Raw genomic sequence first — 23,651 nt, 5'->3', positions numbered from 1 at the left:
CAACTACCCTATGTCATGGCGTGAGCTGATTCACAGGCACGTGCGCTGCGCTCAGGGGTTGGCCATTCACAGCGCTGCGCGGTAAGCAGTCAGTTGGGCGAGGTAAGGGTGAGCAGGACCGCTTCGGGCTTGCATGCGATGCGGACCGGGGCGAAGCGGGAGGTACCGATACCGCCCGAGACGTTCACCGGCGTCGTACTTCCGTTGCTCTGCCAGTCATTGAGTCCCTTGGCGCGCCAGGTGGGAAGGTCGCAGTTGGAGACGATGGCGCCGTAGCCGGGGAGGCACAGCTGGCCGCCGTGGGTGTGGCCGGCGAGCAGGAGGTCCGCGCCGTCCTCGGTGAAGTGGTCCAGCACGCGCTGGTAGGGGGCGTGGACGACGGCGACCTTCAGGTGGGGCGTGGCGTTTTGGTTGACAGTGCCCCGGGGCCAGCCCGCGTAGCGTTCGCGATCCAGGTGGGGATCATCCACGCCCGAGAAATCAAAGCGTATGCCCTTCAGGACCACGGACTGGTGACGGTTGGTCAGATCCACCCAGCCACCCATGCCAAAGCCCGAACGCAGCCGTGGCCAGTCCAGCACCACGGGCTTTGGCTTTGCCTTCGACGGCCCCCGGAGGTACGCAGCGGGGTTCTTCAGGCTGGGGGCGAAGTAGTCATTCGAGCCGGGGACAAAGACGCCGGGGAATTCCAGGAGGGGGCGGAGGGCCTGCAAAAGCGGATCCACGGCCTTGGCGTGGCTGAGGTTGTCCCCGGTGTTGACCACCAAATCGGGTTCAAGGCCGGCCAGGGATTCCAGCCAGGCGGCCTTCTTCTTTTGCCCGGGGACAAAGTGGATGTCGCTCAGGTGGAGGACGCGGAACGGCGCCTGCCCGGCGGGGAGGATGTCCAGCGTCTCTTCGCGGAGGACGAACTGGTTCTTCTCCCACAGGCCATACCCGAAGGCGGCCATTCCCGCCGCGGTCCCGGCTCCTGCGGTTACGGCAAAGCCGCGCCCGATGCTCCGGGCGCGGCTGGCCAATGCACTGGTTGAGGTCATCGGGCTAATCGTCATTGTTTTCGTTTCCGTTGCCGTTCCCATTGTTGCTCGGGGCGGGAGCGGGGACCGGCTGTGTGGCGGCCGGCGCCGGAGCAGGCGCCTGGGGGGCCTGCGGGGCAGTGGTTGCGGGAGTCCGCGCAGTGGTACCGCCGCCGCCTCCGTTCAAGAGGTTGCCGGGCGGTGCGGGGAAGGGCTCGGTACCGAACGCAGGTGCAACCCGGGACATGAAGTTGGAGAACATGGGCCCGGCGATCATGTAACCGTCGATGCCCTTGTAGAACTTCCCGTTGACTGTGATGTTCTGGCCAGAGCGGTCCTGGGCACCCAGTGCGTCACCGAACCAGGCAGCCGTGGCCAAACCGGTGGTGTGTCCAACAACCCAGGTGGATCCGTTGTTGTTGGACGTACCGGTCTTCGCGCCGATCGGGAAATTGGTGCGGGTGGAGATCCGGGGTTGGATCAACGAACCGGATCCACGGTTGAGGACTTCCTGCAGGGCATAGTTCACGCCGCGGGCAACTTCCGGCTTTACCGCGTCCCGGCAGCTGGTGGACTGTGCCGGGAGTTGCTTCCCGGTCTGGTCCGTGACGGATGTGATGGCGATGGCCTCGCAGAATTTGCCGTCGTTCGCAAAGGTGGCAAAGGCGCTGGCCATGGTCAGCGGCGCGGTCTGGGTGGAACCCAGCAGGTTGGCCAGCGTGGACATGTTGATCTTCGGGTTCGGGTCACCGTCGGCCGGAAGCCCGCCGTGGAGACCTGTTGCGTCAACAATCTTCTGGATGCCGCAGAAGTCCAGCTGCGAGGCCGAAGCGAAGGTGACGGTGTTGATGGAGTTGTAGAGGCCCTCGAGGACAGACAGGGGCCGGTACCACTGCGGCTCGGCGTTCTGCAGGTCATCGGCAGCACCCAGGGTTTTCTGCGCGGTGTTGTAGGCACCGGTGACCTGGCCGCAGGAGTTGCGCCACGGGAAGTTCAACGGGTACCGGCGCTGGGCTGCGTTGACCACGGTGTTCATGGACTTGCCCTCGTTGAGCCACTCCGCGAACGTGAACGGCTTCATGGTGGAGCCAGGCTGTGCGCCGCCCAGGCCGTTAAGGTCGTTGCCGTCCTTGTCCAGCTTGTCCACGTTGAAGTTCACCTGCGAATCGAAGGAGCCTTCTGCCGGCAGGAACGTGGTGTTCTGGGCCATCGAGACAATTTTGCCGCTGTTGGGCTGCACGGAAACCATGGCCGCGCCCCACTTGTCCGGGTTGGCGCCGGCGGAAGCGTTGACCTGCTCCTGGGCTACTGCCTGTGCGTTGGGGTCCAGTGTGGTGGTAATGGTCAGGCCGCCACCGTAGATGAGGCGCTTCCGCTCATCGAGTTCTGCGCCGTAAGCAGGGTTGTTCTCCAGCAAGTGGAGGACGTAGTCACAGAAGTAGGGAGCGGTGGAAGCGTACGCGCAGCCCTGCTTGGGCTGGGTCACCTTGGTTTCCACGGGAGTGGCGACAGCGGCGTCGTGGTCGGCCTGGGTGATCTTTCCCTGGCTCAGCATCAGGCTCAACACCAGGTCGCGGCGCTGCTTGGCGTTCTCGGGGTTGTTGATGGGGTCGAATGCAGAAGGGCTGTTGACCAGCCCGGCCAGGAGCGCGGCCTGGGGCAGGTTAAGGTCCTTGGCGGTGGTGCTGAAGAAAAAGCGGGACGCGGCTTCGATGCCGTAGGCGTCACGGTTGAAGAAGACGATGTTCAGGTAGCCCTCAAGGATCTGCTCCTTGCTGAACTCCTTTTCCAGGGCGATGGCGAGCTTCATTTCGCGAAGCTTGTCGCCCACACCCTTGTTCACGCCATTGAGTTTGATGTCCTCGTCCCGGCCCTCTGCGGCGAGGTTGGAGTTGAGGACGTTGTTTACGTACTGCTGCGTAATGGTTGAGGCGCCCTGCCGGTTACCGCGTGCGGTGCTGACCACTGCGCGGAGGATACCCGTGGTGTCCACCCCGCCGTGCTCATAAAAACGGCTGTCCTCGACGGCGATGACAGCCTCTTTAACGAAGGGCGAGATCTGGTCCAAGGCAACCTTGGTGCGGTTTTCCTTGTAGACGCTGGCGATCTCGCTGCCGTCCGCGGCCAGGATGCGGGTGGTCTGGTTGGGCGGATCAACCTTCAGCTCCGCCGGGAGGGTGTCGAAGAACTCGATCGAACCGCTGGCTGCGCTGCCTGAAACCGCTGCCGCGGGGACCAGCAGGCCAGCTACCAGGACACCGCAAATAGCACTCACGCCAAGGAAGACTAGGATCTTTCCAAGGGTGGTGGCAGTGTCGAATAATGGGTTCTTACGAGTCGCCATGTTTTCCACTTTACCGGCAAGGACTAGTCTTTCTCTCATGACCAAATGGGAGTACGCCACGATTCCGCTCATCATCCATGCCACAAAGCAGATTCTGGACCAGTGGGGAGATGACGGCTGGGAGCTTGTCCAGGTAGTCCCCGGGCCAGACGGAAACGGCCTTGTTGCCTACCTGAAGAGGGAGAAGCAGTAGCATGAGCGCCTCTGCAGAAGCCCATTCCGGCACCTCCGCCGCTCCAGTTTCGGCCGTTGAGCAGCGCCTCGCCGAGCTGGGAATCACACTTCCTGAAGTTGCCGCACCGGTAGCCTCCTACGTCCCGGCAGTTATTTCCGGCAGCCACGTCTACACCTCCGGCCAGCTGCCCTTCGTCAACGGCAAGCTCGAAGCCACCGGCAAGGTCTCCGTCGGTACCGAAGGCTTTGCGGACGAACCCACCGTTTCCCCTGAGGATGCGCAGCGGTTCGCCGGAATCTGTGCCGTGAACGCGCTGGCGGCTGTGAAAAGCGTCATCGGGGACCTGGACCGGATTACGCGCATCGTCAAGGTTGTGGGATTCGTCTCCTCCGACCCCTCCTTCACCGGGCAGCCCGGTGTCATCAACGGTGCCTCGGAACTGCTGGGCCGCGTCCTCGGTGACGCAGGCCAGCACGCCCGCTCCGCCGTCGGCGTTTCAGTCCTGCCGCTCGACTCTCCGGTGGAAGTCGAACTGATCGCAGAATTCAGCTAGGACCGGTCGCTTCCTTTGCCTCAGCTCGCCCGACGACTGTTTGCCCTGCCCCAGGATCTTGAAGGGGCAGCGCAGAGCTGGCTCGAACACGGCGAACGGACCCCGCGGGCCGCACGGCTCGCCTCCTCCGTTGTCCTGCTGCGTGATTCCCCCACCGGCCTGGAAACATGGCTGGGCTACCGGCCCGGCTCCTCGCCGCTGGGGGTTCTCGCGTTCCCCGGCGGGTCCCTCGACGCTGCCGACGACGACCCCGTCGGCTGGCTGGGCCCCTCGCCGCAGCAGTGGGCTGAGCAAATGGGAACGGACGACGTCGGGCTGGCGCGGCGCCACGTGCTGGGCGCCATCCGGGAACTGTTCGAGGAAACCGGCCTACTGCTGGCCGGTGCCGACATGGCAAGCACTGTCGAGGCCACGTCCACGCCGGAGTACATGCGCGCGCGCCTTGCTGTCGCCGAGCAGGAAAAGACCTTTCCGGAGGTCCTGGCCAAGCGCGGGCTTTCTGTCCGGACAGACCTGCTCAAGTCCCTCGTGAACTGGCGCAGCCCGGATTTCGCACACCGCAGGTTCGACACCCGCTACTTTGCCGCCACTGTGCCCCTGAACCAGCAGCCCACGCTGCTGGAAGGCAAAGGCGTGTGGGGCAGATGGGTGAACGCGGCCAGCGTCATCGCCGGGCGTAACACCACAGAACTCGGCGACGAGGTGGAACAGGAAAACACCGTGGGCCGCACCCTCGGCGAGCTCCTGGTGCCCGGTTCCGAAATCATGCTGGAAAAGATGGCTGCGGCCAACGGTTGCATTGCTTATCTCAGCTACAAACGCAAGGCCCACGTGTACCAGCCGCGGCTCGTGGAAGAAGACGGAAGGCTGCAGCTCGAAGTCGAAGCCGCGAAGACCGTCGCGGGGGACCCCCAGCGCGAACGCTAGATCCGGCGGAGCGTGGAGTACGGGCGGCTGGGAAGGTTTCCGGCGGTCCACGGCTGGATGGACGGTTCGAGCGGGATCTGCCCACGGCCGTCCTTGACCACCAGGACCACCGTGCCGACCACCGCGGCAACTGACGCCAGGGCCAACACGATCAGCACAACAGCCATAGCTACGGACATCGCCATGCACCTCTAGGCCCAATTTTACCGCTCAAGAACCACGGTGGTCCTCGTAGCCGTAGCTAATGTCCGCCGTCGCAGCCCTCCAGGTCCACTCCGACGCTCTCTCATTTTGAACTGGTCCCCTGAGGTTGGACTGGCTAAGTGGGATTCTAGGCCGCGAGGGCCTGGGCCCGGTATTGCACCGGGCTCAGGCCCTTGAGCTTTGTGGAGATTCTTTCGTTGTTGTACCAGCGGATGTACTCGTTCAGCGCCGTTGCCAGGGCCTCGGTGCTCAGGAACCGGACGCGGTGGAAGAGTTCTTCCTTGAGGTGGCCGAAGAAGTTCTCCATCACCGCGTTGTCGTAGCAGTTGCCCTTTCGGGACATCGACTGGACAGCGCCGGCGTCCTTGAGGAGGGTTCGCCAGGTGAGGTGCTGGTATTGGATGCCTTGGTCCGATTGCACGAGCGGCTGCTGGCCGGGCTCGAGGCAGGCCAGAGCCTCCTTCAGCGACGTGTTCGTAAGCGCCAGGTTCGGGGACGTGCTGATGGCGTGGGAGATGATCTGCCGGTCGAAGAGGTCCATGACCGGGGAGAGGTAGAGCTTCCGGTCCCCGACGCTGAATTCGGTCACGTCGGTCACCCACTTCTGGTTCGGGGCATCGGCCTCGAACTGCCGATTCAGTAGGTTTGGGGCAATCCTGCCCTGATCGCCCTGGTATGAGTTGTAGCGCTTCCTGCGCCGGACCTTGCAGAGCAGCTGAAGTGAGCGCATCAGTTTCAGCACGGTCTTCTTCGCAACCGTCCACCCTTGCTTGAGTAGCTCCGTATGGATCCGCCGGTGCCCGTACCGGCCATGGTTCGTTTCGAAGATCTCCGTGACCGCCGCTTGAAGCTTCTCTTTCGGGTCCGGGGCCTGGAGACGGGCCTGGTGATAGAAGAACGTTGAGCGGGCCAGGCCCGCGATCTCCAGCAGGACCGGGAGAGGGTAGTCAGCCTTGAGGGAAACGACGGCCTGGACCTTCAGTGTCGTCCCTGATCCCTCAAGGCCCGCAGTTTTCCCAGGTACGCCACCTCCGCGTGGAGCCGCTCGTTCTCCCGGCGCAACCGTTCCAGTTCAGATAACTCGGCCGGTGGAGGTGGGGCCGCGGACTTCGCCGGCCTGCCTTTGGCCTTGGGACGCAATGCCTCCGCACCATCACGGCGATACGCCCGGACCCACTTTTGCAGCACCTGACGCGAGGACAAGCCCGCCTCCACAGCCAGGTCCGGGCCGGTCTCACCCGCGAGGAACCGCTCCACTAACGCCAGCTTGAACTCAAACGAGTACGACTTTGCCGGCTTACTCACCAGCACTCCTTGACCATGAATCCTCCACCGCCCATACAGTGCCCTGACCGGCACACAAGGCGCCTCAAGCAAACGAGCCGCAGCCCGGTACCCAACGCCCTTCTCAAACCACGCTACCGCGGCCTCACGCTGGACCTCAGACAAAGAACTATTAGCACGCATGAAACTGCTCCCCGGAAGTCGAAAACTGAATTTCTCAGTCCAACTTCAGGAGAGCAGTTCATTTCGGCAAGTTTTCCTGCGACGCTCTCTCATTTGCGGCAGGTTTTCCTGCGACGCTCTCTCACTACCGGAAATCATCAAGCAGGATCGGATAGAGGGTTGCCTGGAAAGCCGCATTGAGTGATAGAGGGTTGCCTAGAACGCGGCATTGAGTGATAGAGCGTTGCCTGGAAAGCGGCATTGAGTGGTAGAGGGTTGGCCCTGAAGGAGCGGGTGGGGTGCACCCTGCCGCGGGTGCCGGCTTTCGGGCGGCCGCGGGCATGCAAAAGGGCCGCCCCGGAGGGCGGCCCTGTGCGGTAGGACTAGCGGGAGCGCTGACGGAGGCGCTGCATGTCCAGGATGACGACGGCGCGGGCTTCCAGGCGCAGCCAGCCGCGCTGGACGAACTCGGCGAGGGCCTTGTTCACGGTTTCCCGGGAGGCGCCGACGAGCTGGGCCAGCTCTTCCTGGGTGAGCTCGTGCGCGACCAGGACGCCATCGGTCGCGGGCCTGCCGAAGCGGTCAGCCAGGTCCAGGAGGGCCTTGGCGACGCGGCCGGGAACATCGGAGAACACCAGGTCGGACAGGGAGTCGTTGGTGCGGCGCAGCCGGCGGGCCAGGGCCTGCAGGAGCTGGGCGGAGACCTCCGGGCGGGTGCGCAGCAGGTTGTTCAGGCTTTCGTTCTTCAGCCCGGCCAGGCGGGTTTCGGACACAGCGGTGGCGGTGGCAGTGCGCGGGCTGGGATCAAAAAGGGCCATTTCGCCGAAGAGCTCACCCGGGCCGAGGATGGCAAGGAGGGATTCCCGGCCGTCCGGGGAGGTGCGGCCGAGCTTCACCTTGCCCGAGACGATGAAGTAGAGCTGGTCGCCCTGGTCACCCTCGCGGAAAACCGAAGCACCGCGGGAAAGGTCCACCTCGGTAAGCTCGTCCGTCAGCAGACGGAATGCGTCGTCGTCGAGCGTGGCGAAAAGTGGTGCTCGGCGCAGTACCTCGATGTCCATAAAATCTCCTGAATAAAAGTGTCGGCTGTGGCGCTTGTGCCATTGTTTCAGAATTTTCAAGGTTCTGTGACGAACTTGGCAGCCAAAACGCCCAAGCGGAGGGCGCCCTGGGGGAAGCGAACCCACAGAAGATTGCCAGCCTGCGCCACTAGAATGTGCTTACAACTGCTTATAAGGAGCCTTAGTGGTCGGCTTGACTGTCCTGGACCTGGTCCTGATCCTGGTGCTGCTGTCCTACCTGATCTACGGCCTGCGGAACGGGTTCCTTGTCACAGTGGGCGGCATCGCCGGATTCGCTGCAGGAGCGGTGGCGGCGTTCTTCGCGGTCCCCCTGGTGAGCGGCTTCGTGGAGGACTCCGGGTGGAGGCTTACCGCCATCATTGCCGCCGCCGTCGCGCTGGTGGTTCTGGGGCATGGCCTCGGCACGATGATGGGCCGGCAGATCCGTGGCGCAGTCCGAATTCCGCCTCTCCGGGCCGTGGACCGGCTGGTGGGCGGTGCAGCCAACGTCGCCGTCGCCGCACTGGTCATGTCCATGCTGGCCTTCAGCGTCAGCTCCCTCGGTGTCCCCTTTGTTTCCCAGCAGTTGGCAGAATCGCGGGTCATCCGATTCATTGACGGCCTGACGCCGGATCCGGTGAAGGCCACCATGGCCCAGCTGCGTTCAACAGTGATCGGCAACGGTATTCCTACCCTGATTGAGGGACTGGACCAGGGCCCGACCATGCCTGTGCCGGATGCCAGCACCGACACCCCAGCCCTGAACAGGGCTGCCGAATCCGTCCTGAGAATTGCCGGCACCGCCTACCAGTGCGGCCAGAACCAGACAGGGACAGGCTTCGTTGTTTCCGAAGACCGCGTAGTAACAAATGCGCACGTGGTGGCGGGCGTGTCACAGCCCGTCGTGGAGATGCCCGCCGGTGGCGCAATGCCCGGGCGGGTGGTCTACTTCGACACCCGGCATGACCTCGCGGTGCTGGCGGTGGACGACCTGCCTGCCCAGCCGCTGCCCCTGAGCGCCGACCTGCCCAACGGAAGCCCGGCCGCGTTCGCAGGCTACCCGCATGGCGGCCCCTTCCAGTCCCGGCCGGCCACCGTCCAGGACATCACCACGGTGCTGGTACCGGATATCTATGGCACCAACCCCTCGCCGGAAGAAATTTACCGGCTGGCCGGAAACGTCCAGCCCGGGAACTCCGGCGGCCCGCTGCTGACCACCGAAGGACAGGTGGCCGGAGTCATCTTCGCCAAGGCAACGTCGGACGCCGAGATGGGTTTTGCGATCACCATGGACGACTTGAACCCGGTGGCAGCGCAGGCGCCGTCACTGAGTGCGCCCGTTTCCTCCGGGCAGTGCATCCAAAAGTAGCTGCTTACAGGACTTCAGCGAGGTAGTCGATGGCCAGCTTGTAGCCGAACACGCCCGCGCCCACGATCACGGCCGAGCAGACCGGCGAGAGGAACGAGTGGTGCCGGAACTCCTCGCGCTGGTGCACGTTGGTGATGTGCACTTCCACTGCCGGCAGCTGCACTGCCGCCAGGGCATCACGGAGGGCAACGGACGTGTGGGTGAAGGCGCCGGCGTTCAGGACAATGCCGACGGCGGAACCTCGGGCTGCGTGAATGGTGTCCAGCAGGACGCCCTCATGGTTCGACTGAACGCACTCAGCCGCGAACCCATGCCCCTCTGCGGTCCGGGCAGCCAGTTCTTCCACGTCAGCCAGGGTGGACGTGCCGTACTTTTCCGGTTCACGGGTGCCCAGGAGATTCAGGTTGGGTCCGTTAATTACCAGGATGGTTCCGCGGCTGGCTGATGCAGAGGGTTCGGTCATGCGTGCAAATCTATCGGGTAGGCCCGGTTGCCGTGCATTTTTACGTCTCAGTACCCGAGGGCTGCTTCAGCGAGGTAATCCTGCGGGTGCGCCTGATCCTTTCCGGCTAAACCTCCGCAAGCCGCAGCCGGCCCACCCGCTCCTGGAGGACGCGCTGCGCTTCGGCACCGAGACCTGGATCGCTGATGACTTCGTCCACCTCCTCGAGTGAAGCAATGGAGCTGATGCCCAGCAGACCCCATTTGGTGTGGTCAGCCAGCACCACGGTTTTGCGGGCGGCTGCCACGAATGCCCGGTCCGTTTCGGCTTCGAGCAGGTTGGGAGTTGTAAATCCGGCGGTGGCATCCATGCCGTGGACCCCAAGGAACAGCAGGTCCAGGTGCAGCTGCTTCAGCGCACCGGTGGCAATGGGCCCCACCAGGGCGTCCGACGGCGTGCGCTCGCCGCCGATGAGGATCACCGTGGAGGCAGCGCCGCTGGACCCTGCGGAGGGGCTGTGATGGAACAGGTCTGCGATGCGCACCGAGTTGGTCACCACAGTGATCCGTGGCCCGTTGGTCAGTTCCTTGGCCAGCGCCCACGTGGTGGTTCCGGCGCTCAGCCCCACCGCCATGCCTTCCTGGACCAGGCCGGCTGCTTCCAAGGCGATGGCGCGTTTCTCGGCGGTCAGCTGCGTCGATTTCAGCTCGAACCCGGGCTCGTGCGCGCCGGCGTCCCCCGGAAGTTTGGCGCCGCCGTGGATCCGCTCCAGCTTCCCGCCCTCTTCGAGCAATTCGATGTCCCGGCGCACGGTCATCAATGAAACACCGAGTTGCTGGGCAAGGTCGGAGACCCGCACAACACGCTCACGCTGCAGAGCCTCCAGGATGGCCTGATGGCGCGCGACGGCGAGCATTCCGATGGATCCTTCGATGCTGGGTGGACTGGTCTGCTCCCAGTCTAGGGCCGGCCCGGTGGAGGGGAGGTTGACTGCCTCCCCTCCACCGTCTCCTACTTTCGAAGCGACTGCGCGATCTGCTGCATGATCGTGGGGTCGGAGAGGGTGGTGGCGTCGCCCGGGTCGCGGCCTTCGGCGACGTCCTTGAGGAGGCGCCGCATGATCTTGCCGGAGCGGGTCTTGGGCAGTTCCGGAACCACGAGGATGTTCTTCGGTTTGGCGATGGGGCCAATTTCCTTGCCCACGTGGTTACGGAGTTCCTGGACGGTTTCGTCACCGTTGTTGGCGGCGTCCCCACGCAGGATGACAAACGCGACGACGGCCTGTCCGGTGGTCTCGTCAGAGGCGCCCACGACCGCGGCTTCGGCCACGGCAGGATGGGACACCAGGGCGGATTCGATTTCGGTCGTGGACAGACGGTGGCCGGAGATGTTCATGACGTCGTCCACGCGGCCCAGGAGCCAGATGTCGCCGTCTTCGTCTTTTTTGGCGCCGTCCCCGGCGAAGTACATGTTTTCGAACCGGGACCAGTAGGTGTCCTTGAACCGTTCCGGGTCGCCCCAGATGCCGCGGAGCATGGCGGGCCACGGCTCGCGGATCACCAGGAAGCCGCCGTGTCCGTCCGGTACGGATTCGCCCATCTCATCCACCACGTCCACGGCGATGCCGGGCAGCGGGACCTGCGCGGAACCCGGCTTGGCTGCGGTGACGCCGGGAAGCGGGGCGATCATCTGCGCGCCGGTCTCGGTCTGCCACCAGGTGTCCACGATAGGAGTCCGGTCCCCGCCGATGACCTTCCGGTACCACATCCAGGCCTCAGGGTTGATGGGTTCGCCCACGGACCCGAGCACGCGCAGAGAGGACAGGTCGTACTTGTCCGGGATCTCCCGGCCCCACTTCATGAAGGTGCGGATGGCGGTGGGCGCGGTGTAGAGGATGGAGACCTTGTACTTTTCCACGATCTCCCACCAGCGGCCCTGGTGCGGGGAGTCCGGGGTGCCTTCGTACATCACCTGGGTGGCGCCGTTGATGAGCGGTGCGTAGGTGACGTAGGAGTGGCCGGTGACCCAGCCGACGTCGGCCGTGCACCAGTAAACGTCCGTGTCCGGGTGCAGGTCGAACACTGCCTTGTGCGTGTATGCGGTTTGGGTGAGGTAGCCGCCGGTGGTGTGCAGGATGCCTTTCGGCTTGCCGGTGGTGCCGGAGGTGTAGAGGATGAACAACGGGTGCTCGGAGTCGTGGCCGACGGCGGTGTGCTCGGTGGAGGCGGCCTCGACGGTGTCCGCCCACCAGTGGTCCCGGCCCTCATGCCAGTCAACGTCCTGGCCGTTGCGCTTGACCACCACCACGTTCTGGACCGTATGGCCGTCATTGGCGAGGGCGTCGTCGACGGCGGTCTTCAGTGCGCTGGGCTTGCCGCGGCGGTAGGTGCCGTCAGCGGTGACCACGAGCTTGGCCTCGGCGTCCTCGATCCTGGACCGCAGCGCGTCGGCAGAAAAGCCCCCGAACACCACCGAGTGCACCGCCCCGATCCGGGCGCAGGCCAGCAGCGTGATGACGGCTTCGGGGATCATGGGCAGGTAGACAGCTACGCGGTCACCCTTAACGACGCCGAGGGACTCGAAGGCATTGGCTGCTTTCTTCACCTCTTCGGTCAACTGCGCGTAGGTGTAGGTGCGGGTATCGCCTGGCTCGCCCTCGAAGTGGATGGCTACCCGGTCGCCGCGCCCGTTCTCCACGTGCCGGTCCAGCGCGTTGTAGGCGGCGTTGACCTCGCCACCCACGAACCACTTCGCGAAGGGCGGGTTGGACCAGTCAAGCGCCTGGTCAAAGTCCTTGCTCCAGGTCAAAAGCTCCCGGGCCTGCTTGGCCCAGAACGCGGGACGATCGGCGTCGGCCTCCTGGTATTCGCCGGCGCTGACAACAGCGTTGGCCGCAAATTCAGGACTTGGCGGGAATGCGCGGGTCTCGTGAAGCAGGTTTTCAAAGGCGTCGCCCTGCTGGCTGTTCTTCCCTGTACCTGCTGAATCGGTGGCCGTGGAGCTAGAAGTGTCCTGGGACATGTGAACCTCATCATTCATCGATCTTTGCTGCGCGGAGATCCGCCGTCGGGCCGGGTTCTGCCGCCTGCACGACGCCGGGCACCTGCTGGTCAGGGAGTTCCGCAAAGAGCTGTTCCGGAATCAAGACTAGTGCTTGCCCGGCGAGCGATGTGTGCAGTGTCACAGCTAAGCCCGCGAACGGCATTTATTAAGCGATGAATGGTACGCGCGCCCGGCCTCAGGCAGCCGTCCGGCGCCGCGCCCAGCTAGTGATCAGTCAGGCTGTTGACTAGGCTGAGATGGAATTGTGACTTCACTGCGGACCGTCCTTTCCACGCCAGGCAAGAGCCCGGGACGGGCAGGAACCGCTGTACGACGGCACGGTTTCGGGGTTACGAGCCCCGGTGCCGCCACGCTAAGGAGAACAGAATGAACCAGCAGAGTTTCGGCCAGAAATCTGGCCCCGACACAGAGGCAGGCTCCAGCGCCACCGGCGCCGGTCCGGCTTCGGGCGCCGGCCGGCAGGCTTCAACCGTGGTCAAGGGCGGCGCGAAGGCCCACCAGACGGTGCTGGGTCCGTTCACCGTCCGCGACCTGGCCGTGTTCGCCGCCACCGTCATCCTGTTCGTCGCTTCCCTGCTCCCCATCTTCGGCGGACGGTACAACCTGTGGAACCTGAACAACCTCTTCTTCCTGGGCCTGGGCATCGTCCTGCCGTTGGCCGTGAGCGCACTCTTCGCCGCGCGGCGGCTGGCGCCGGGCACAAGGATCCGGATCGGTTCGCTGTCCATTGACCAGTTCGCCTCGGTGGTTGCGTCCTTCGCCGTTGCCTTCTTCTTCCTGTCCGTGGCCGGAGCCTACGTTCCCAGCCTTCTGGTGGGCCTGATCGGCGCCGTGGTGCTTTTCGCTGTAACGGTCCTGGGCCGGTTCCTTCCGTATATCTCCCCGGACTTCCAGGACCGTGCCGACGCCCCGGCCCATGTGGTGGCCCGCGAAGCTGCCGTCCCTGCACAGAAGCCGCGGGCGCCCAAACCGCCCAAGACTGACTCCGGCAAAGCAGACTCCGGCAAGGCTGTGGCCACGTCCGCCAACGCGACCTCAGGCGGAGGGCTGTTCACCGGTGCCGGCGCCGGTTCTTCCGCAGTGCAGAGCGGCACTTCACACCATGCGCCCGCAACAGCAGCGGTTCCCACCGCCGGAGTCGGCACCCAGGCTACGGGCACCGCTCCGGTTTCCAGCGGAGCCTCCAGCCTCGCCTCCGCAGGCGACCCGGGGCCGGCAACCCAGGCTGCCGACGTCGTCCGTCCCTCTGCTGCCCCGGCGGCCGAAGAGACACAGCTGGGAGACATCCCTGCTGCAGGTGCCGCTGCAGCCCACCGGCCTGCTGCCCACCAGCCTGCCGCAAACCACGACGGCGGGGCCTCGGTTGCGGCCGCGGCTCAAGGCACGTGGGAGCCGCCCGCTGCCACTGCGGTGCACCAGCAGGTCCGCGTCGAAGAGCCTATCGGGGCGACGGTGGACCCCTCGAGCCGGCCGGAGCAAGTGGAGGAACAGCCCATCCACGAGGCATTCTGGTTTGCTGTGGCGCAGCACCGTACCGCCTTCGACCCACGCACCGGAGCCCCCGCTTTTGTTATCGAGCCCGGTGGCTGGGTGCTTGCGCTCGAAGATCGCGGGCAAGAGTTCCTGGTCCAGCACACCGACGGGCGGCTGGGCGTGCTGCGCGATCTCAGCAATATCGAGCGCGGCTAACACATGGCCTCGCCCCGGGGTCCAAAGGCCGGCGGAGCGGCAGCACCCGCCGGCCCCGCTGGCGGCATGCCCGCAGTCTCCGGGGAGTCGATGCTTGGCCTGAAGCGGCGGGCAAGGCGCATCAACAGGGCGTTGGCCGAGAAGTACCCCTACGCGCACGCGGAGCTCGATTTCCGCAATCCGTTCGAGCTGTTGGTGGCTACTGTCCTGTCGGCACAGACCACCGACGTCACCGTCAACCAGATCACTCCGCTGCTGTTTGCCCGGTTTCCGGACGCAAGGTCCATGGCGGAAGCGGACCCGGCGACGATCGAAGAGATCATCAAGCCCACGGGCTTTTTTCGGGCCAAGACACGGAACCTCCTGGCGTTGTGCACCCGTGTGGTGGACGAGTACAACGGCGTGGTGCCCGGGCGGCTGGAGGATCTGGTGACGTTACCGGGCGTGGGGCGGAAGACGGCCAACGTGGTGCTGGGCAACGCCTTCGGGATCCCCGGCATCACGGTGGACACCCACTTTGGCCGCCTTGCCCGCCGGTTTGGCTGGACCCGGTCCGAGGACCCGGTCCAGATCGAGTACGACGTCGCCGAGCTTTTCGACAAGCGGGACTGGACCATGCTGTCGCACCGGGTGGTATTCCACGGGCGCCGGGTGTGCCATTCCCGGAAACCTGCCTGCGGCGCCTGCCCCGTGGCGAACTGGTGCCCCAGCTACGGCCTGGGCGAAACGGATCCCGCCAAGGCGGCCAACCTGCTCAAATACGAACTCGCGCCCGGCAACGAAGCCCTGTTGTCACAACTGCTGGCCGAAACGGACAGGGCCGCCGAAATCAGGATGGAATCCCAAAAGAGGGCACCTTGAGCGCCCGTGACGACCTGATCGCCCTGGCCCGCAGGGCGGCCGCCGGTTCTGCTGACTCCCCTGACCCCCTCTGGGCCGCGCTCACCGTTGATCCGCAACTGGCACGCAGGGCTGCGGTCCTGATGCTTTTTGGTGCCCTGGATGACGTTCCGGCCGTTTCCGGGAAACCGCTGGCACCGGCAGACCTTGACGTCCTGCTCCTGGAGCGGGCCCACACCCTGGGGTCCCATCCCGGACAGGTGGCGTTTCCGGGCGGCAGCATTGACGCCCTGGAAACGCCGGTTCAGGCAGCCTTGCGCGAGGCGGAAGAGGAAACTGGCCTCGACTCGGACGGTGTTGAAGTCCTTGGAACCCTGCAGGAGCTCGGCCTCGCCCACAGCAACTTCCTTGTCACCCCGGTGCTGGGGTGGTGGCGGTCGCCCTCGCCTGTCCATGTGGTGGACTACGCCGAGTCCGCCCAGGTGTTCCGGGTGCCCGTGCGGGACCTGGTGGATCCGGACAACAGGGTTATGGCCACCGTCCACCGGGCCGGGCGTACTTTCGACAGCCCCGCTTTCACCGTCAACGGTGTGGTGGTGTGGGGGTTTACCGGAATTGTTTTGAACGGCCTCTTTGAACAGTTGGGCTGGGCCGTGCCGTGGGACAGAAGCCGGGTCCATCCAATGGGTGTGTGACGTTCACGGACCGGGGGATCCGTCCGGTTGCCGGTATCGCCTTGCGTCCTTCCGCCTCGGCCGGTGTCAGGCCTGCTGTTTGCGCAGATCCACTACTACTCCGGTGGCCGCATTTTCGCGCATGGCGTTGATGCCCTCCAACACTGTGTTGAGGGACTTGAAGTTTGGTGAAACGGCAACGATGTTGCCTTCCCCGTCCGTCAGCCGAAGCCGGTACGACTCGTCCCCTACCCGATGAATTTCAAACCTGCCCGCCATAAGCCGGACCTCCCCTTGGTGTGCTTCGTTGCATCAACCTTCGGACCGATCTGTTTCAGTCACCAAGAGACTGTAACCCGCGTCACCGCGCCCCCGCGAGCTACTGCCGGGTAGATTACTTCCCTCGACATGCTGCTCGGCGGGGCCTGGTTCTGCGTATTCCGGGCGTGGTCCTACTTTGCGTGGTCGTAGGAATCCACTACCGCCACACTGATTGGAAATTCCACGGGAACAGGTCCGAACAGGAGGTTCTTGGCCGCGCTGGCGGCGTCCTCGATTGCCTTGATACACGCACCCACCAGGTGCTCAGGCGCGTGAACCATCACTTCGTCGTGGAGGAAGAAGACCAGCTCCGGCCTGACCGGACCTTCCCCGCCGACGGTGCGCAACCGGCGTCGTAATTCCGCGAGCCAGCACGCAGCCCAGTCCGCCGCGGAGCCCTGTACCACGAAGTTCCGCGTGAAGCGCCCCCTGGAACGGGCAAGCGAATCCGCCCGCTGCTGCTCCTCCGCCGACGACGACCGCTGGCTCTGGAACCACCGTTCCGACGGCGGCGGGCTGCTGCGGCCCAGCCTGGTGGTGACGGTTCCGCCGGATTCACCGGCGCGGGCGGCCTGTTCCACAAAATCAACGGCGCGGGGATAGATCCTGGCGAGCTGGGGCATGAGGCGTCCGGCTTCACCGGAAGTGGCTCCGTACATTGCCCCCAGCAGCGCCATCTTCGCTTTTGCCCGATCGCCGCCGAACCCTTTGGCGGCGATGCCCGCGTAGAGGTCCTGGTTCCTCGCGGCCTCGGCCATGGTTGAGTCCTTGGCCAGCGCCACCAGGACACGGGGCTCAAGCTGTGATGCGTCCGCGACGATGAGCTTGCAGCCGGGGTCGGCGTGGACGGCGCCGCGGATCTGGCGCGGTATCTGCAGGGCGCCGCCGCCCCTGGACGCCCAGCGGCCTGAAACCACGCCGCCCACCACGTACTCGGGGCGGAACCGGCCGCCGGACACCCAGGCATCCAGCCATGCCCAGCCGTTGGCCGCGTGCAGCCGCGAAAGCTTTTTGTAGGCCAGCAGCGGGGCGATGGCGGGGTGCGTGGATTCCTTCAGCTCCCATTGCCGGGTGCTTTTCACCTCAATCCCGTTCCGGTGCAGGGCGCGCATCAGGTCCTGCGGGGAATCGGGGTTCAGGGTTGGCGCGTTCAACAGGTTGCGCAGTTCAAGGTTCAGGGCCTCGAGCTTTGCCGGGCGATGGCCCATGGGCGGACGGGGGCCGAGGTAACCGGCCAGGATTTGCTCATGGAGGTCCTCCCGCCAGGGCACTCCGGCGTGCTGCATCTCAGCGGCAATCATGGCGCTGGCAGATTCGGCGGCCAGGAGAAGCTGAAGCCGGTTTCGCTGGTTCTCCTCGCCGCTGACGGAAGCGAGGGCGGCCTGCTGGGCGGCGTATTCTTCCCGGAGGTCCCCGAGGGTATGCCGGGGTCCGGCGTCGGTGTCAGGATTTTCGAAAAGGGCGTCCTGTTCCGGTGGCGGCGGAGGCGGCTGCAGGGCCCGGGGCGGTTGTTGCGGATCGTCGAGGGTGACCTGGTCCGCGTTTGCCGCGTATTCGGTGTGGGCGGTGAACTGTGAGTGCGCCAGGATGTTGCCGCACAGGCTCAGGTCGTGGCAGCGGTCCAGTTCCGCCCCGGCCGCCAGCAGCGCCGGGTACCAGTCCTGTGTCCGGTGCCAGATCCAGCGGGGATGCTGCCCGCCCTGCGGCCGGCGTTCCAGGTCCTTGACGACGGCGGGAAGTTCCCGTGCGGGAACGGGGCGGGGTTCAGGGTTGGATGGATGGGGGTGGCCCGTTTGGGTGAGTTCCTGCAGGACCGCGCCCTGGGGGTGGGCGGCCAGCAGGAGATACATGCTCCAATTCTGCCTTGTCTTTGGAGTGGTGAGGTCCTGATGACTCTTCCTGCACAAGGCTGCTGTCTAAACCGGGTTGTGCACATACGGCTTGCCTTCCTTATCCGCCGGCCGCCCGTCCGGGGACAGTGGTTCCATGAGCAGGCACCAGCTGACCCCATCCGATTCTGATCCCGGCCGGTCCGGGCCCCCGTCCCGGCGGCTTCCTGTTGAGCTCCCGCAGACTGGTCCGGCCCGGCCCGGGAGTCAAGGAGGGAGCGGCGCGGCCTGGCTGCCGGACGGCGCGGAAGAGGTACTGCTGGTTACCTCGTCGGCCTTGTTGCGGGCCGAAGTGGAGCGTATCGTCGCCGCGGCCGGTGCCCACCTTCGTGTGGTGGCCGATGCCCTCGAGGGTGGCAGGTACTGGGACGGGGCTGCGGCAGTTCTGGTGGGCAGCGACATCCGGGAGCTCCCGCCACGCCGGCGCGCACCAGCCGTCCTGGTGGGCCTGGACGGTGAAGGGGACAGCTTATGGCACCTGGCGGCAGCACTGGGAGCGGAGCGGGTGGCGGTACTGCCGGATGCCGCAGCATGGCTCGCCGATCACCTGAGCCGGTCCCGGTCGCCCGGTCCCGGCGGCATGGTCCTCGGGGTAACCGGCGGGTGCGGCGGCGCCGGAGCCACCACTGCCGCCGTTTGGGTGGCCCAGGCGGCCGCCGGGATGGGAGCGCGCGTACTGCTGGTTGACGGCGACCCGTGGGGCGGCGGACTGGAACTGGCTATTGCAGCGGAAGAGAGCCCCGGGCTGCGCTGGCCTGATCTTTCTGAAGCCCGCGGCAGCATCGATCCCGGCCAGCTGTCGGATTCGCTTCCGGTTGCCGGAGGGTTCTCGTTCCTGTCCTGGCCGGCCAGCCGGGAACAGCCCCCTCCCGTGGCGGCCGCCACCACCGCCGGAGTCCTTGACGCCGCACGCCGCGGCTACGAGCTGGTTGTTGTCGACATCGGCAGGGGAACGGGGCCGCTGCAGGCCTATGCCTGGGACTGCGACCGCATCATGATGGTGGTTCCCGCCCAGCTGAAGGCCGCCGTCGCAGCGGTGCGTCTGATGCAGGAGTTTCCGCCGATTGAGTCCACACTTTTGGTCCGTGGCAGGCCTGGTGCGGCGCTGGACGGATCACTTCTTTCCGAGGCCATCGGGCTTCCCGTGCAGGGACGGGTGCCGGAGCTCCGTGGTGTCAGTGCGGCAATGGAATCCGGCCGGCTCCTGGACCTGGGCAGGCGGCGGTGCGTCCGGCGTTTTGCTGCATCGGTGCTCGATGCCCTCGGGGACGACTTGGCGGCAGAGGAACTCGGATGAAGCAGCAGCCGTCCCCGCATGGAGCGGGAGCCGCGGACGGACTGCGGCGGCGGGCCCGGAACATGGAGGCCCAACGCCGTGATCTGCGGCGGGAGGGGCGCCTTCCGGTTGATTCCGGATTGCTGGAATCGGTCCGGGAGTCCATGATGGCGGACGCCGGGGTGGTGACTCCTTCGCGGGTGGCAGCGGCGGTACAGGCCACTGGCAAGCTGCTGGGCACGGCCGGTTCACTCGCGGCGGTGGAGCGGATCAGCGCCGAGCTAAACGGGTTGGGGCCCCTGCAGCAGCTCACGCGGGATCCGGCAGTGACCGATATTTTCGTCAACGCACCGGAATCCGTTTGGGTGGATCGTGGCCGTGGCATTGAACGTGTCTCTGTGGTTTTCACAGACGAGGCCCAGCTGCGGGCGCTTGCCTGCAGGCTGGTCGCTGCGGGAGGGAGGCGCCTGGATGACGGCTCGCCCTGCGTGGACGTGCGGTTGCCGGGAGGTTACCGCGTCCACGCCGTCCTGCCGCCGGTGTCCACTGCGGGCACCCTGCTCAGCGTCAGGATCCGCCGGGAGCGGGTGTTCACCATGGAGGAACTGCAGGCCGCGGGACTGTTCGGGCCGTTCGTCAAGGAAGTCCTGGAGAAAGTACTGGAGCATCGGCTCAGTTTCCTGATCAGTGGCGCCACGGGATCCGGCAAGACCACCCTGCTGTCCACCTTGCTGGGGCTTTGTGCCCGGGAGGAGAGGCTGGTCCTCATAGAAGATGCCTCCGAGCTGAACCCCGTCCATCCTCACGTGGTTTCCCTTGAGTCCCGCCACGGGAATCTTGAGGGCGGCGGGGAGGTGGGCTTGGGTGAGCTTGTCCGGCAGGCCCTGCGCATGAGGCCGGACCGGCTGGTGGTCGGGGAATGCCGGGGGGCCGAGGTGCGGGAACTGCTGACTGCGATGAACACCGGCCACAGCGGCGGGGGCGGAACCATCCATGCGAACACTGCCACCGCGGTTCCGGCCCGCCTGACAGCGCTTGGTGCGCTGGCAGGGTTGAGCCCGGACGGGGTGCGTCTTCAGGCAGCCAGTGCCCTTGATGTGGTGATTCATGTCGAGAGGACCAGCCGGGGCAGGCAAGTGTCCTGCATTGGCCTGATTGACGACGGCCCCGGCGGCCTGCGTGTCCTACCGGCGCTGGAAATCCATGCAGCGGTTTCCGTTCCCGGCCAGGGATGGCCGGCCCTCGCATCCCGGCTTGGACTCGATCCGGGGGAGCAGCTGTGACAGTTGTTCTTGCCGGCGTCCTGGTGCTGGCGGTGGTATTGGTTCTTTGCCCGCCGCAGGGCGCGGCATCGAGGTTTCGCCGCGCAACTGGTGGTCCTGCGCATACAGCGCCTGATGTTGGCTGGCCGGGGCGGATCCGGCAGGTCAGGGCTGGAGTCGGGAAAGCGGCAACATCCGCTGCCGGGGTACCCATGACGGTCGTGGTTCAGCAATTGGCTGCACTGCTCAAGGGAGGGCGCACCCCCGCCCGGCTTTGGGACGAGCTGTGGTTTGTCTATGGCGCTGCACGGCCCGGATCGCACGGCCCGGCCAGGCTCGGACCTGGCTCGGGGCAAGACCAGGTGCCGGCGCCGGGGGCGGTACAAGCGGCAGGGGTGCCCGCCCGCGGCTTAACCACCGGGTCGGTTGTAATGCTGGCAGCAGCCCGGGCAGCTGCCGGGGCGGGGACCCCGGTATCGGAGGCCATCCGCCGCTCTTTGCCGGCAGTCTTCCCGCGGCCCAACAGGGAGTTCCGCATCTGGTCGGAACTGGCAGCGTGTTTCGACATCGCAGAAGCAAGCGGTTGTCCCCTGGCCGACGTGCTCACCAGGTTCGCGGCGCAGCTTGAGGTCGAGGACGACGCCGATGCTGCCCGGCAAACCGCCTTGGCCGGGCCCAAGGCCACGGTCACTTTGTTGACCTGGCTTCCGCTCATGGGACTGGGCCTTGGAATCGCCCTCGGCGTGGACCCGCTGGCGATATTGCTGGGCACTCCGCTGGGGCTCGCAGCGCTCGCGGCCGGCGTGGCGCTGACCGTTGCGGGTAGGGTGTGGTCCGCCAGGCTGGTTGCCGCTGCGGCCGGCGGGGGATTGCCGTGACGGGTCCTCTTGTTCTGGCAGCCGCGCTTTTTCTTACCCTGGCCGCTGTGGCTGGTCTCCTGAGTCCCCACGGAGGCAGGGCACGGAAGCGGCTGCTCAACCTGGAGCCGCGGGGGGCCTCTGGCCGGGACACCGGTTCACGGGAGGCGGACGGGCGGACCCGGAACCGGGCCGGTCCCGATGGCCTGAAGGACACCGCCATGATGCTCGAACTGGTGGCGGCGATGCTGGATGCAGGCTCTGGCATAGGGCGCTCACTCGAACTGGTGACGGCCTCTGCTTCCGCACACTACAGCGACTCCCTCCGGCCGGTTGTTTCGGCGCTCGCGATCGGTGCCGACTGGGAGACTGCCTGGCGCAGCTCGGCTGTCCGGCTTCCCGAGATTCTGGAGCTGCGGGATGCATTGGGGTTTGCGGCACTGACCGGGGCCCCGTCGTCCGCAATTCTGTACGCCCAGGCCGCGAGGCTCCGCCGGGAAAGGTTTCGTGCCGCGGAGAAGCGGGCGGCCTCGCTGGGCGTGAAGCTGGTGGTCCCGCTGGGGCTGTGTTCGCTGCCGGCCTTCATCTGCCTGGGCGTTGTACCCGTTCTGCTCGCCCTGGTGCCGTCCGGTCAGTAATACCGCGAGGCCTTCGGGCCAGTAACACCGCGGTGCCTTCCGGCCAATGACGCCCTGGTCCCGTCCGGCCAGTAACCGGAACAGCATGCCCGGCAGATCAAGCCAGACAGCCGGAGGGACGGCTCCGGCCGTACTGGCATGGTCCGCTCTTTCCCTCCACAGAGGGGAACCCAGATGGCTTTTCCACTTACACAAGCGCGGGCCTTATCGCTTCGAGCGCGCCGCGGAAGAGTCGAAGCAGCCGGCAACCCTGCCGGCCAACCGAAAGGAAACACCACATGTCCATCAACCAGGACCGCCACTTCGCCACCGGAACTGCAGCGCTCGCAGCAGCCCGATCAAACACTAAACGGCGCTTCAGCGGCGGCGGGCCCCTTTACTCCCGACAGGCCGTCACCCCTCCATTGCCGGCAAACGTCGTCGAGCTCTACCCCGGAGCAGCTGCCGCCGGTCATCGTTTGGGCGCCCGCCGGTTGCTGGGGTCGGAAGCGGGGATGGCCACCGCTGAATACGCCATCACCACTCTCGCGGCTGTCGGCTTTGCCGGGCTGCTGGTCTTCATCCTTCGCAGCGAGGAAGTGCGGGGGTTCCTGCTGAACCTGATCCGCACGGCGCTGGCCTTGCCATGACCGGCGTCCCGGACCTGCTGCAACGTTGGCTGCCCCCAGGTCCGGGCAGCCGGACGGCTCCGGCGCTGCAGGCCGGAGCGGCTGCTGGTCGCGCGGCGGTAGACCGTTGCCCCAGTGGCGGCCTCCTGCGGTTGGCAGATCGCTGCAACAGCCACAGCACCAGCAGCTGCAACGGCCACAGCACCAGCAGCTGCAGCCGCAGCCGCAGCCGCAGCAGCAAGCCCGCAGCGTCCCGCGGTGCGGTCACCGCAGAGTTCGCTGTAACACTGCCAGCCGTCCTGCTGCTGCTTGCCATGCTCCTCGCGGGTGCGGCGGCCGGTATTACCCAACTGCGGCTGGAAGAGGGAGCGCGGGCCGGCGCCCGGGCACTGGCGCGTGGTGATGATTCCGCCACTGTGCAGAAGGTTGTCCGGACCCTCTCAGGAGCGTCAGCCTCGGCGGTAGTTGCAACAGAGGGTGAGTGGCTCAGCGTGACGGTCACAGACCGGGTAGGCGGCCCACTAGGGGCCTCTGTTCCCTGGACCCTTACCGCCCGCGCTTCAACGCGCAGCGAAACGGCAGCAGCAAGTTGACGGCGGGTGCAGGCCAGGGCACGGACAGCCGGGAACGCGGATCCGGAAGTGTCCTGGCCGCGGGACTGGCTTTTGTCATCATGATGGCCATAGTGCTGTTGCTGCTTTTGGCCCAGTCAGCCGTGATGGCCAGCAGGGCGGCTGCGGCGGCTGATCTTGCTGCCCTCGCCGGGGCTGACGCCTTGCGCGGCATCACGGACGGGGACCCTTGCGCGGTGGCTGCGGAGGTCGCTGCCCGGCATGCGGCCGCCCTTCGCAGCTGCTCGGAGGGAGAGGGAAGCACCCTCGAAGTCATGACTGAGCTTTCGGCCAGCTCCATCCTGGGTGCAGCAAGCGCCCGTGCCCGGGCAGGACCTCCCCCCTAACGGACGGTCCTTCCGGAGGCCGCCCGGGCTGAAGCACGG

26 protein-coding genes are annotated in these 23,651 nt (G+C 65.9%); 14 read left to right on the top strand and 12 right to left on the bottom strand.

The window, feature by feature from the left end; genetic code table 11:
• Positions 1-89: 89 nt before the first annotated feature.
• The gene (locus tag AC5RT4_RS07735; RefSeq protein WP_494041434.1) at positions 90-1,037 is read right to left on the bottom strand and encodes a metallophosphoesterase; all 948 of its coding nucleotides are present in this window, start codon (positions 1,035-1,037) and stop codon (positions 90-92) included.
• A gap of 4 nt (positions 1,038-1,041) precedes the next feature.
• On the bottom strand, positions 1,042-3,360 hold the full coding sequence (locus tag AC5RT4_RS07730; protein WP_494105371.1) for a transglycosylase domain-containing protein: 2,319 nt from the start codon (positions 3,358-3,360) through the stop codon (positions 1,042-1,044).
• Positions 3,361-3,397: 37 nt separating this feature from the next.
• Here AC5RT4_RS07730 and sp36 point away from each other — a divergent pair, with 37 nt between their 5' ends.
• From sp36 to AC5RT4_RS07715, 3 genes are read left to right on the top strand one after another with little or no spacing between them, the layout of a single operon-like run.
• A complete protein-coding gene (gene sp36 / locus AC5RT4_RS07725; RefSeq protein ID WP_003797879.1) occupies positions 3,398-3,553 on the top strand; it encodes a Sp36 family protein in 156 nt (51 codons plus the stop codon).
• A gap of 1 nt (position 3,554) precedes the next feature.
• Positions 3,555-4,088: a RidA family protein gene (locus tag AC5RT4_RS07720; RefSeq protein WP_494041436.1), complete on the top strand. Its 534-nt coding sequence runs from the start codon at positions 3,555-3,557 to the stop codon at positions 4,086-4,088.
• A 15-nt stretch (positions 4,089-4,103) separates the two neighbouring features.
• Positions 4,104-5,015, top strand: coding sequence for an NUDIX hydrolase (locus AC5RT4_RS07715; protein ID WP_494041437.1), 912 nt, complete (start codon positions 4,104-4,106; stop codon positions 5,013-5,015).
• On the opposite strand, the gene AC5RT4_RS07710 is transcribed toward AC5RT4_RS07715, so the two are convergent.
• The 4 genes from AC5RT4_RS07710 to AC5RT4_RS07695 all read right to left on the bottom strand — a co-directional run bounded on the left by AC5RT4_RS07710 (position 5,012) and on the right by AC5RT4_RS07695 (position 7,726).
• Entirely contained in the window at positions 5,012-5,194 is a 183-nt protein-coding gene (locus tag AC5RT4_RS07710) for a hypothetical protein (RefSeq protein WP_494041438.1), read from the bottom strand. The two genes, AC5RT4_RS07715 and AC5RT4_RS07710, sit on opposite strands and share 4 nt — an antisense overlap.
• 152 nt (positions 5,195-5,346) lie before the next feature.
• Entirely contained in the window at positions 5,347-6,147 is an 801-nt protein-coding gene (locus AC5RT4_RS07705; RefSeq protein ID WP_494105387.1) for an IS3 family transposase, read from the bottom strand.
• 50 nt (positions 6,148-6,197) lie between these two features.
• On the bottom strand, positions 6,198-6,524 hold the full coding sequence (locus tag AC5RT4_RS07700; protein WP_494041439.1) for a transposase: 327 nt from the start codon (positions 6,522-6,524) through the stop codon (positions 6,198-6,200).
• Positions 6,525-7,048: 524 nt separating this feature from the next.
• Positions 7,049-7,726 carry a Crp/Fnr family transcriptional regulator gene (locus AC5RT4_RS07695; RefSeq protein ID WP_009359192.1) on the bottom strand — a complete coding sequence of 226 codons (678 nt, stop codon included), beginning with the start codon at positions 7,724-7,726 and terminating at the stop codon, positions 7,049-7,051.
• A 184-nt stretch (positions 7,727-7,910) separates the two neighbouring features.
• On the opposite strand from AC5RT4_RS07695, the gene AC5RT4_RS07690 reads away from it, so the two are divergent.
• A complete protein-coding gene (locus AC5RT4_RS07690) occupies positions 7,911-9,095 on the top strand; it encodes a MarP family serine protease (protein WP_494041440.1) in 1,185 nt (394 codons plus the stop codon).
• 4 nt (positions 9,096-9,099) lie between these two features.
• Here AC5RT4_RS07690 and aroQ read toward each other — a convergent pair whose 3' ends face one another.
• From aroQ to AC5RT4_RS07670, 4 genes are all read right to left on the bottom strand, one after another.
• Positions 9,100-9,558: a type II 3-dehydroquinate dehydratase gene (aroQ, locus tag AC5RT4_RS07685; protein ID WP_494041441.1), complete on the bottom strand. Its 459-nt coding sequence runs from the start codon at positions 9,556-9,558 to the stop codon at positions 9,100-9,102.
• 106 nt (positions 9,559-9,664) lie between these two features.
• Positions 9,665-10,453, bottom strand: coding sequence for a DeoR/GlpR family DNA-binding transcription regulator (locus tag AC5RT4_RS07680; RefSeq protein WP_494041442.1), 789 nt, complete (start codon positions 10,451-10,453; stop codon positions 9,665-9,667).
• A 95-nt stretch (positions 10,454-10,548) separates the two neighbouring features.
• A complete protein-coding gene (gene acs, locus AC5RT4_RS07675) occupies positions 10,549-12,558 on the bottom strand; it encodes an acetate--CoA ligase (RefSeq protein ID WP_494105386.1) in 2,010 nt (669 codons plus the stop codon).
• Between the two features lie 10 nt (positions 12,559-12,568).
• Complete coding sequence (locus AC5RT4_RS07670; protein WP_494041443.1) at positions 12,569-12,721, bottom strand: hypothetical protein; 153 nt, start codon at positions 12,719-12,721, stop codon at positions 12,569-12,571.
• A 245-nt stretch (positions 12,722-12,966) separates the two neighbouring features.
• Between AC5RT4_RS07670 and AC5RT4_RS07665 the strand changes: the two genes are divergently transcribed.
• The 3 genes from AC5RT4_RS07665 (at position 12,967) to AC5RT4_RS07655 (ending at position 15,824) form a co-directional block, all read left to right on the top strand.
• Positions 12,967-14,289: a reticulon family protein gene (locus AC5RT4_RS07665; protein WP_494105370.1), complete on the top strand. Its 1,323-nt coding sequence runs from the start codon at positions 12,967-12,969 to the stop codon at positions 14,287-14,289.
• A 66-nt stretch (positions 14,290-14,355) separates the two neighbouring features.
• Positions 14,356-15,150: an endonuclease III gene (nth, locus tag AC5RT4_RS07660; protein WP_494105385.1), complete on the top strand. Its 795-nt coding sequence runs from the start codon at positions 14,356-14,358 to the stop codon at positions 15,148-15,150.
• Positions 15,147-15,824 carry an NUDIX hydrolase gene (locus AC5RT4_RS07655; RefSeq protein ID WP_494105369.1) on the top strand — a complete coding sequence of 226 codons (678 nt, stop codon included), beginning with the start codon at positions 15,147-15,149 and terminating at the stop codon, positions 15,822-15,824. Before nth ends, AC5RT4_RS07655 begins: the two co-directional genes overlap by 4 nt.
• A gap of 66 nt (positions 15,825-15,890) precedes the next feature.
• Here AC5RT4_RS07655 and AC5RT4_RS07650 read toward each other — a convergent pair whose 3' ends face one another.
• Positions 15,891-16,082: a YegP family protein gene (locus tag AC5RT4_RS07650; RefSeq protein WP_494041446.1), complete on the bottom strand. Its 192-nt coding sequence runs from the start codon at positions 16,080-16,082 to the stop codon at positions 15,891-15,893.
• A gap of 173 nt (positions 16,083-16,255) precedes the next feature.
• Positions 16,256-17,974, bottom strand: a complete 1,719-nt coding sequence (locus AC5RT4_RS07645; RefSeq protein WP_494105368.1) for a bifunctional 3'-5' exonuclease/DNA polymerase — start codon at positions 17,972-17,974, stop codon at positions 16,256-16,258.
• Between the two features lie 271 nt (positions 17,975-18,245).
• Between AC5RT4_RS07645 and ssd the strand changes: the two genes are divergently transcribed.
• The 7 genes from ssd to AC5RT4_RS07610 all read left to right on the top strand — a co-directional run bounded on the left by ssd (position 18,246) and on the right by AC5RT4_RS07610 (position 23,612).
• Entirely contained in the window at positions 18,246-19,310 is a 1,065-nt protein-coding gene (gene ssd, locus AC5RT4_RS07640; RefSeq protein WP_494105384.1) for a septum site-determining protein Ssd, read from the top strand.
• Positions 19,307-20,572 (top strand): TadA family conjugal transfer-associated ATPase, encoded by a 1,266-nt coding sequence (locus tag AC5RT4_RS07635; RefSeq protein ID WP_494105367.1) that lies wholly within the window; start codon positions 19,307-19,309, stop codon positions 20,570-20,572. The genes ssd and AC5RT4_RS07635 overlap by 4 nt, the downstream gene beginning before the upstream one ends.
• Entirely contained in the window at positions 20,569-21,429 is an 861-nt protein-coding gene (locus AC5RT4_RS07630; protein ID WP_494041450.1) for a hypothetical protein, read from the top strand. Before AC5RT4_RS07635 ends, AC5RT4_RS07630 begins: the two co-directional genes overlap by 4 nt.
• The gene (locus tag AC5RT4_RS07625; protein WP_494041451.1) at positions 21,426-22,046 is read left to right on the top strand and encodes a type II secretion system F family protein; all 621 of its coding nucleotides are present in this window, start codon (positions 21,426-21,428) and stop codon (positions 22,044-22,046) included. Before AC5RT4_RS07630 ends, AC5RT4_RS07625 begins: the two co-directional genes overlap by 4 nt.
• Before the next feature lie 278 nt (positions 22,047-22,324).
• Positions 22,325-22,675: a DUF4244 domain-containing protein gene (locus tag AC5RT4_RS07620; protein WP_494041452.1), complete on the top strand. Its 351-nt coding sequence runs from the start codon at positions 22,325-22,327 to the stop codon at positions 22,673-22,675.
• A complete protein-coding gene (locus tag AC5RT4_RS07615; protein WP_494041453.1) occupies positions 22,672-23,247 on the top strand; it encodes a TadE family type IV pilus minor pilin in 576 nt (191 codons plus the stop codon). The genes AC5RT4_RS07620 and AC5RT4_RS07615 overlap by 4 nt, the downstream gene beginning before the upstream one ends.
• Complete coding sequence (locus AC5RT4_RS07610) at positions 23,244-23,612, top strand: Rv3654c family TadE-like protein (protein WP_494041454.1); 369 nt, start codon at positions 23,244-23,246, stop codon at positions 23,610-23,612. The genes AC5RT4_RS07615 and AC5RT4_RS07610 overlap by 4 nt, the downstream gene beginning before the upstream one ends.
• Positions 23,613-23,651 lie beyond the last annotated feature (39 nt).

This window comes from Arthrobacter sp. sptzw42 (genome assembly GCF_059089685.1).
This window is presented reverse-complemented; position numbering and strand designations above follow the sequence as displayed.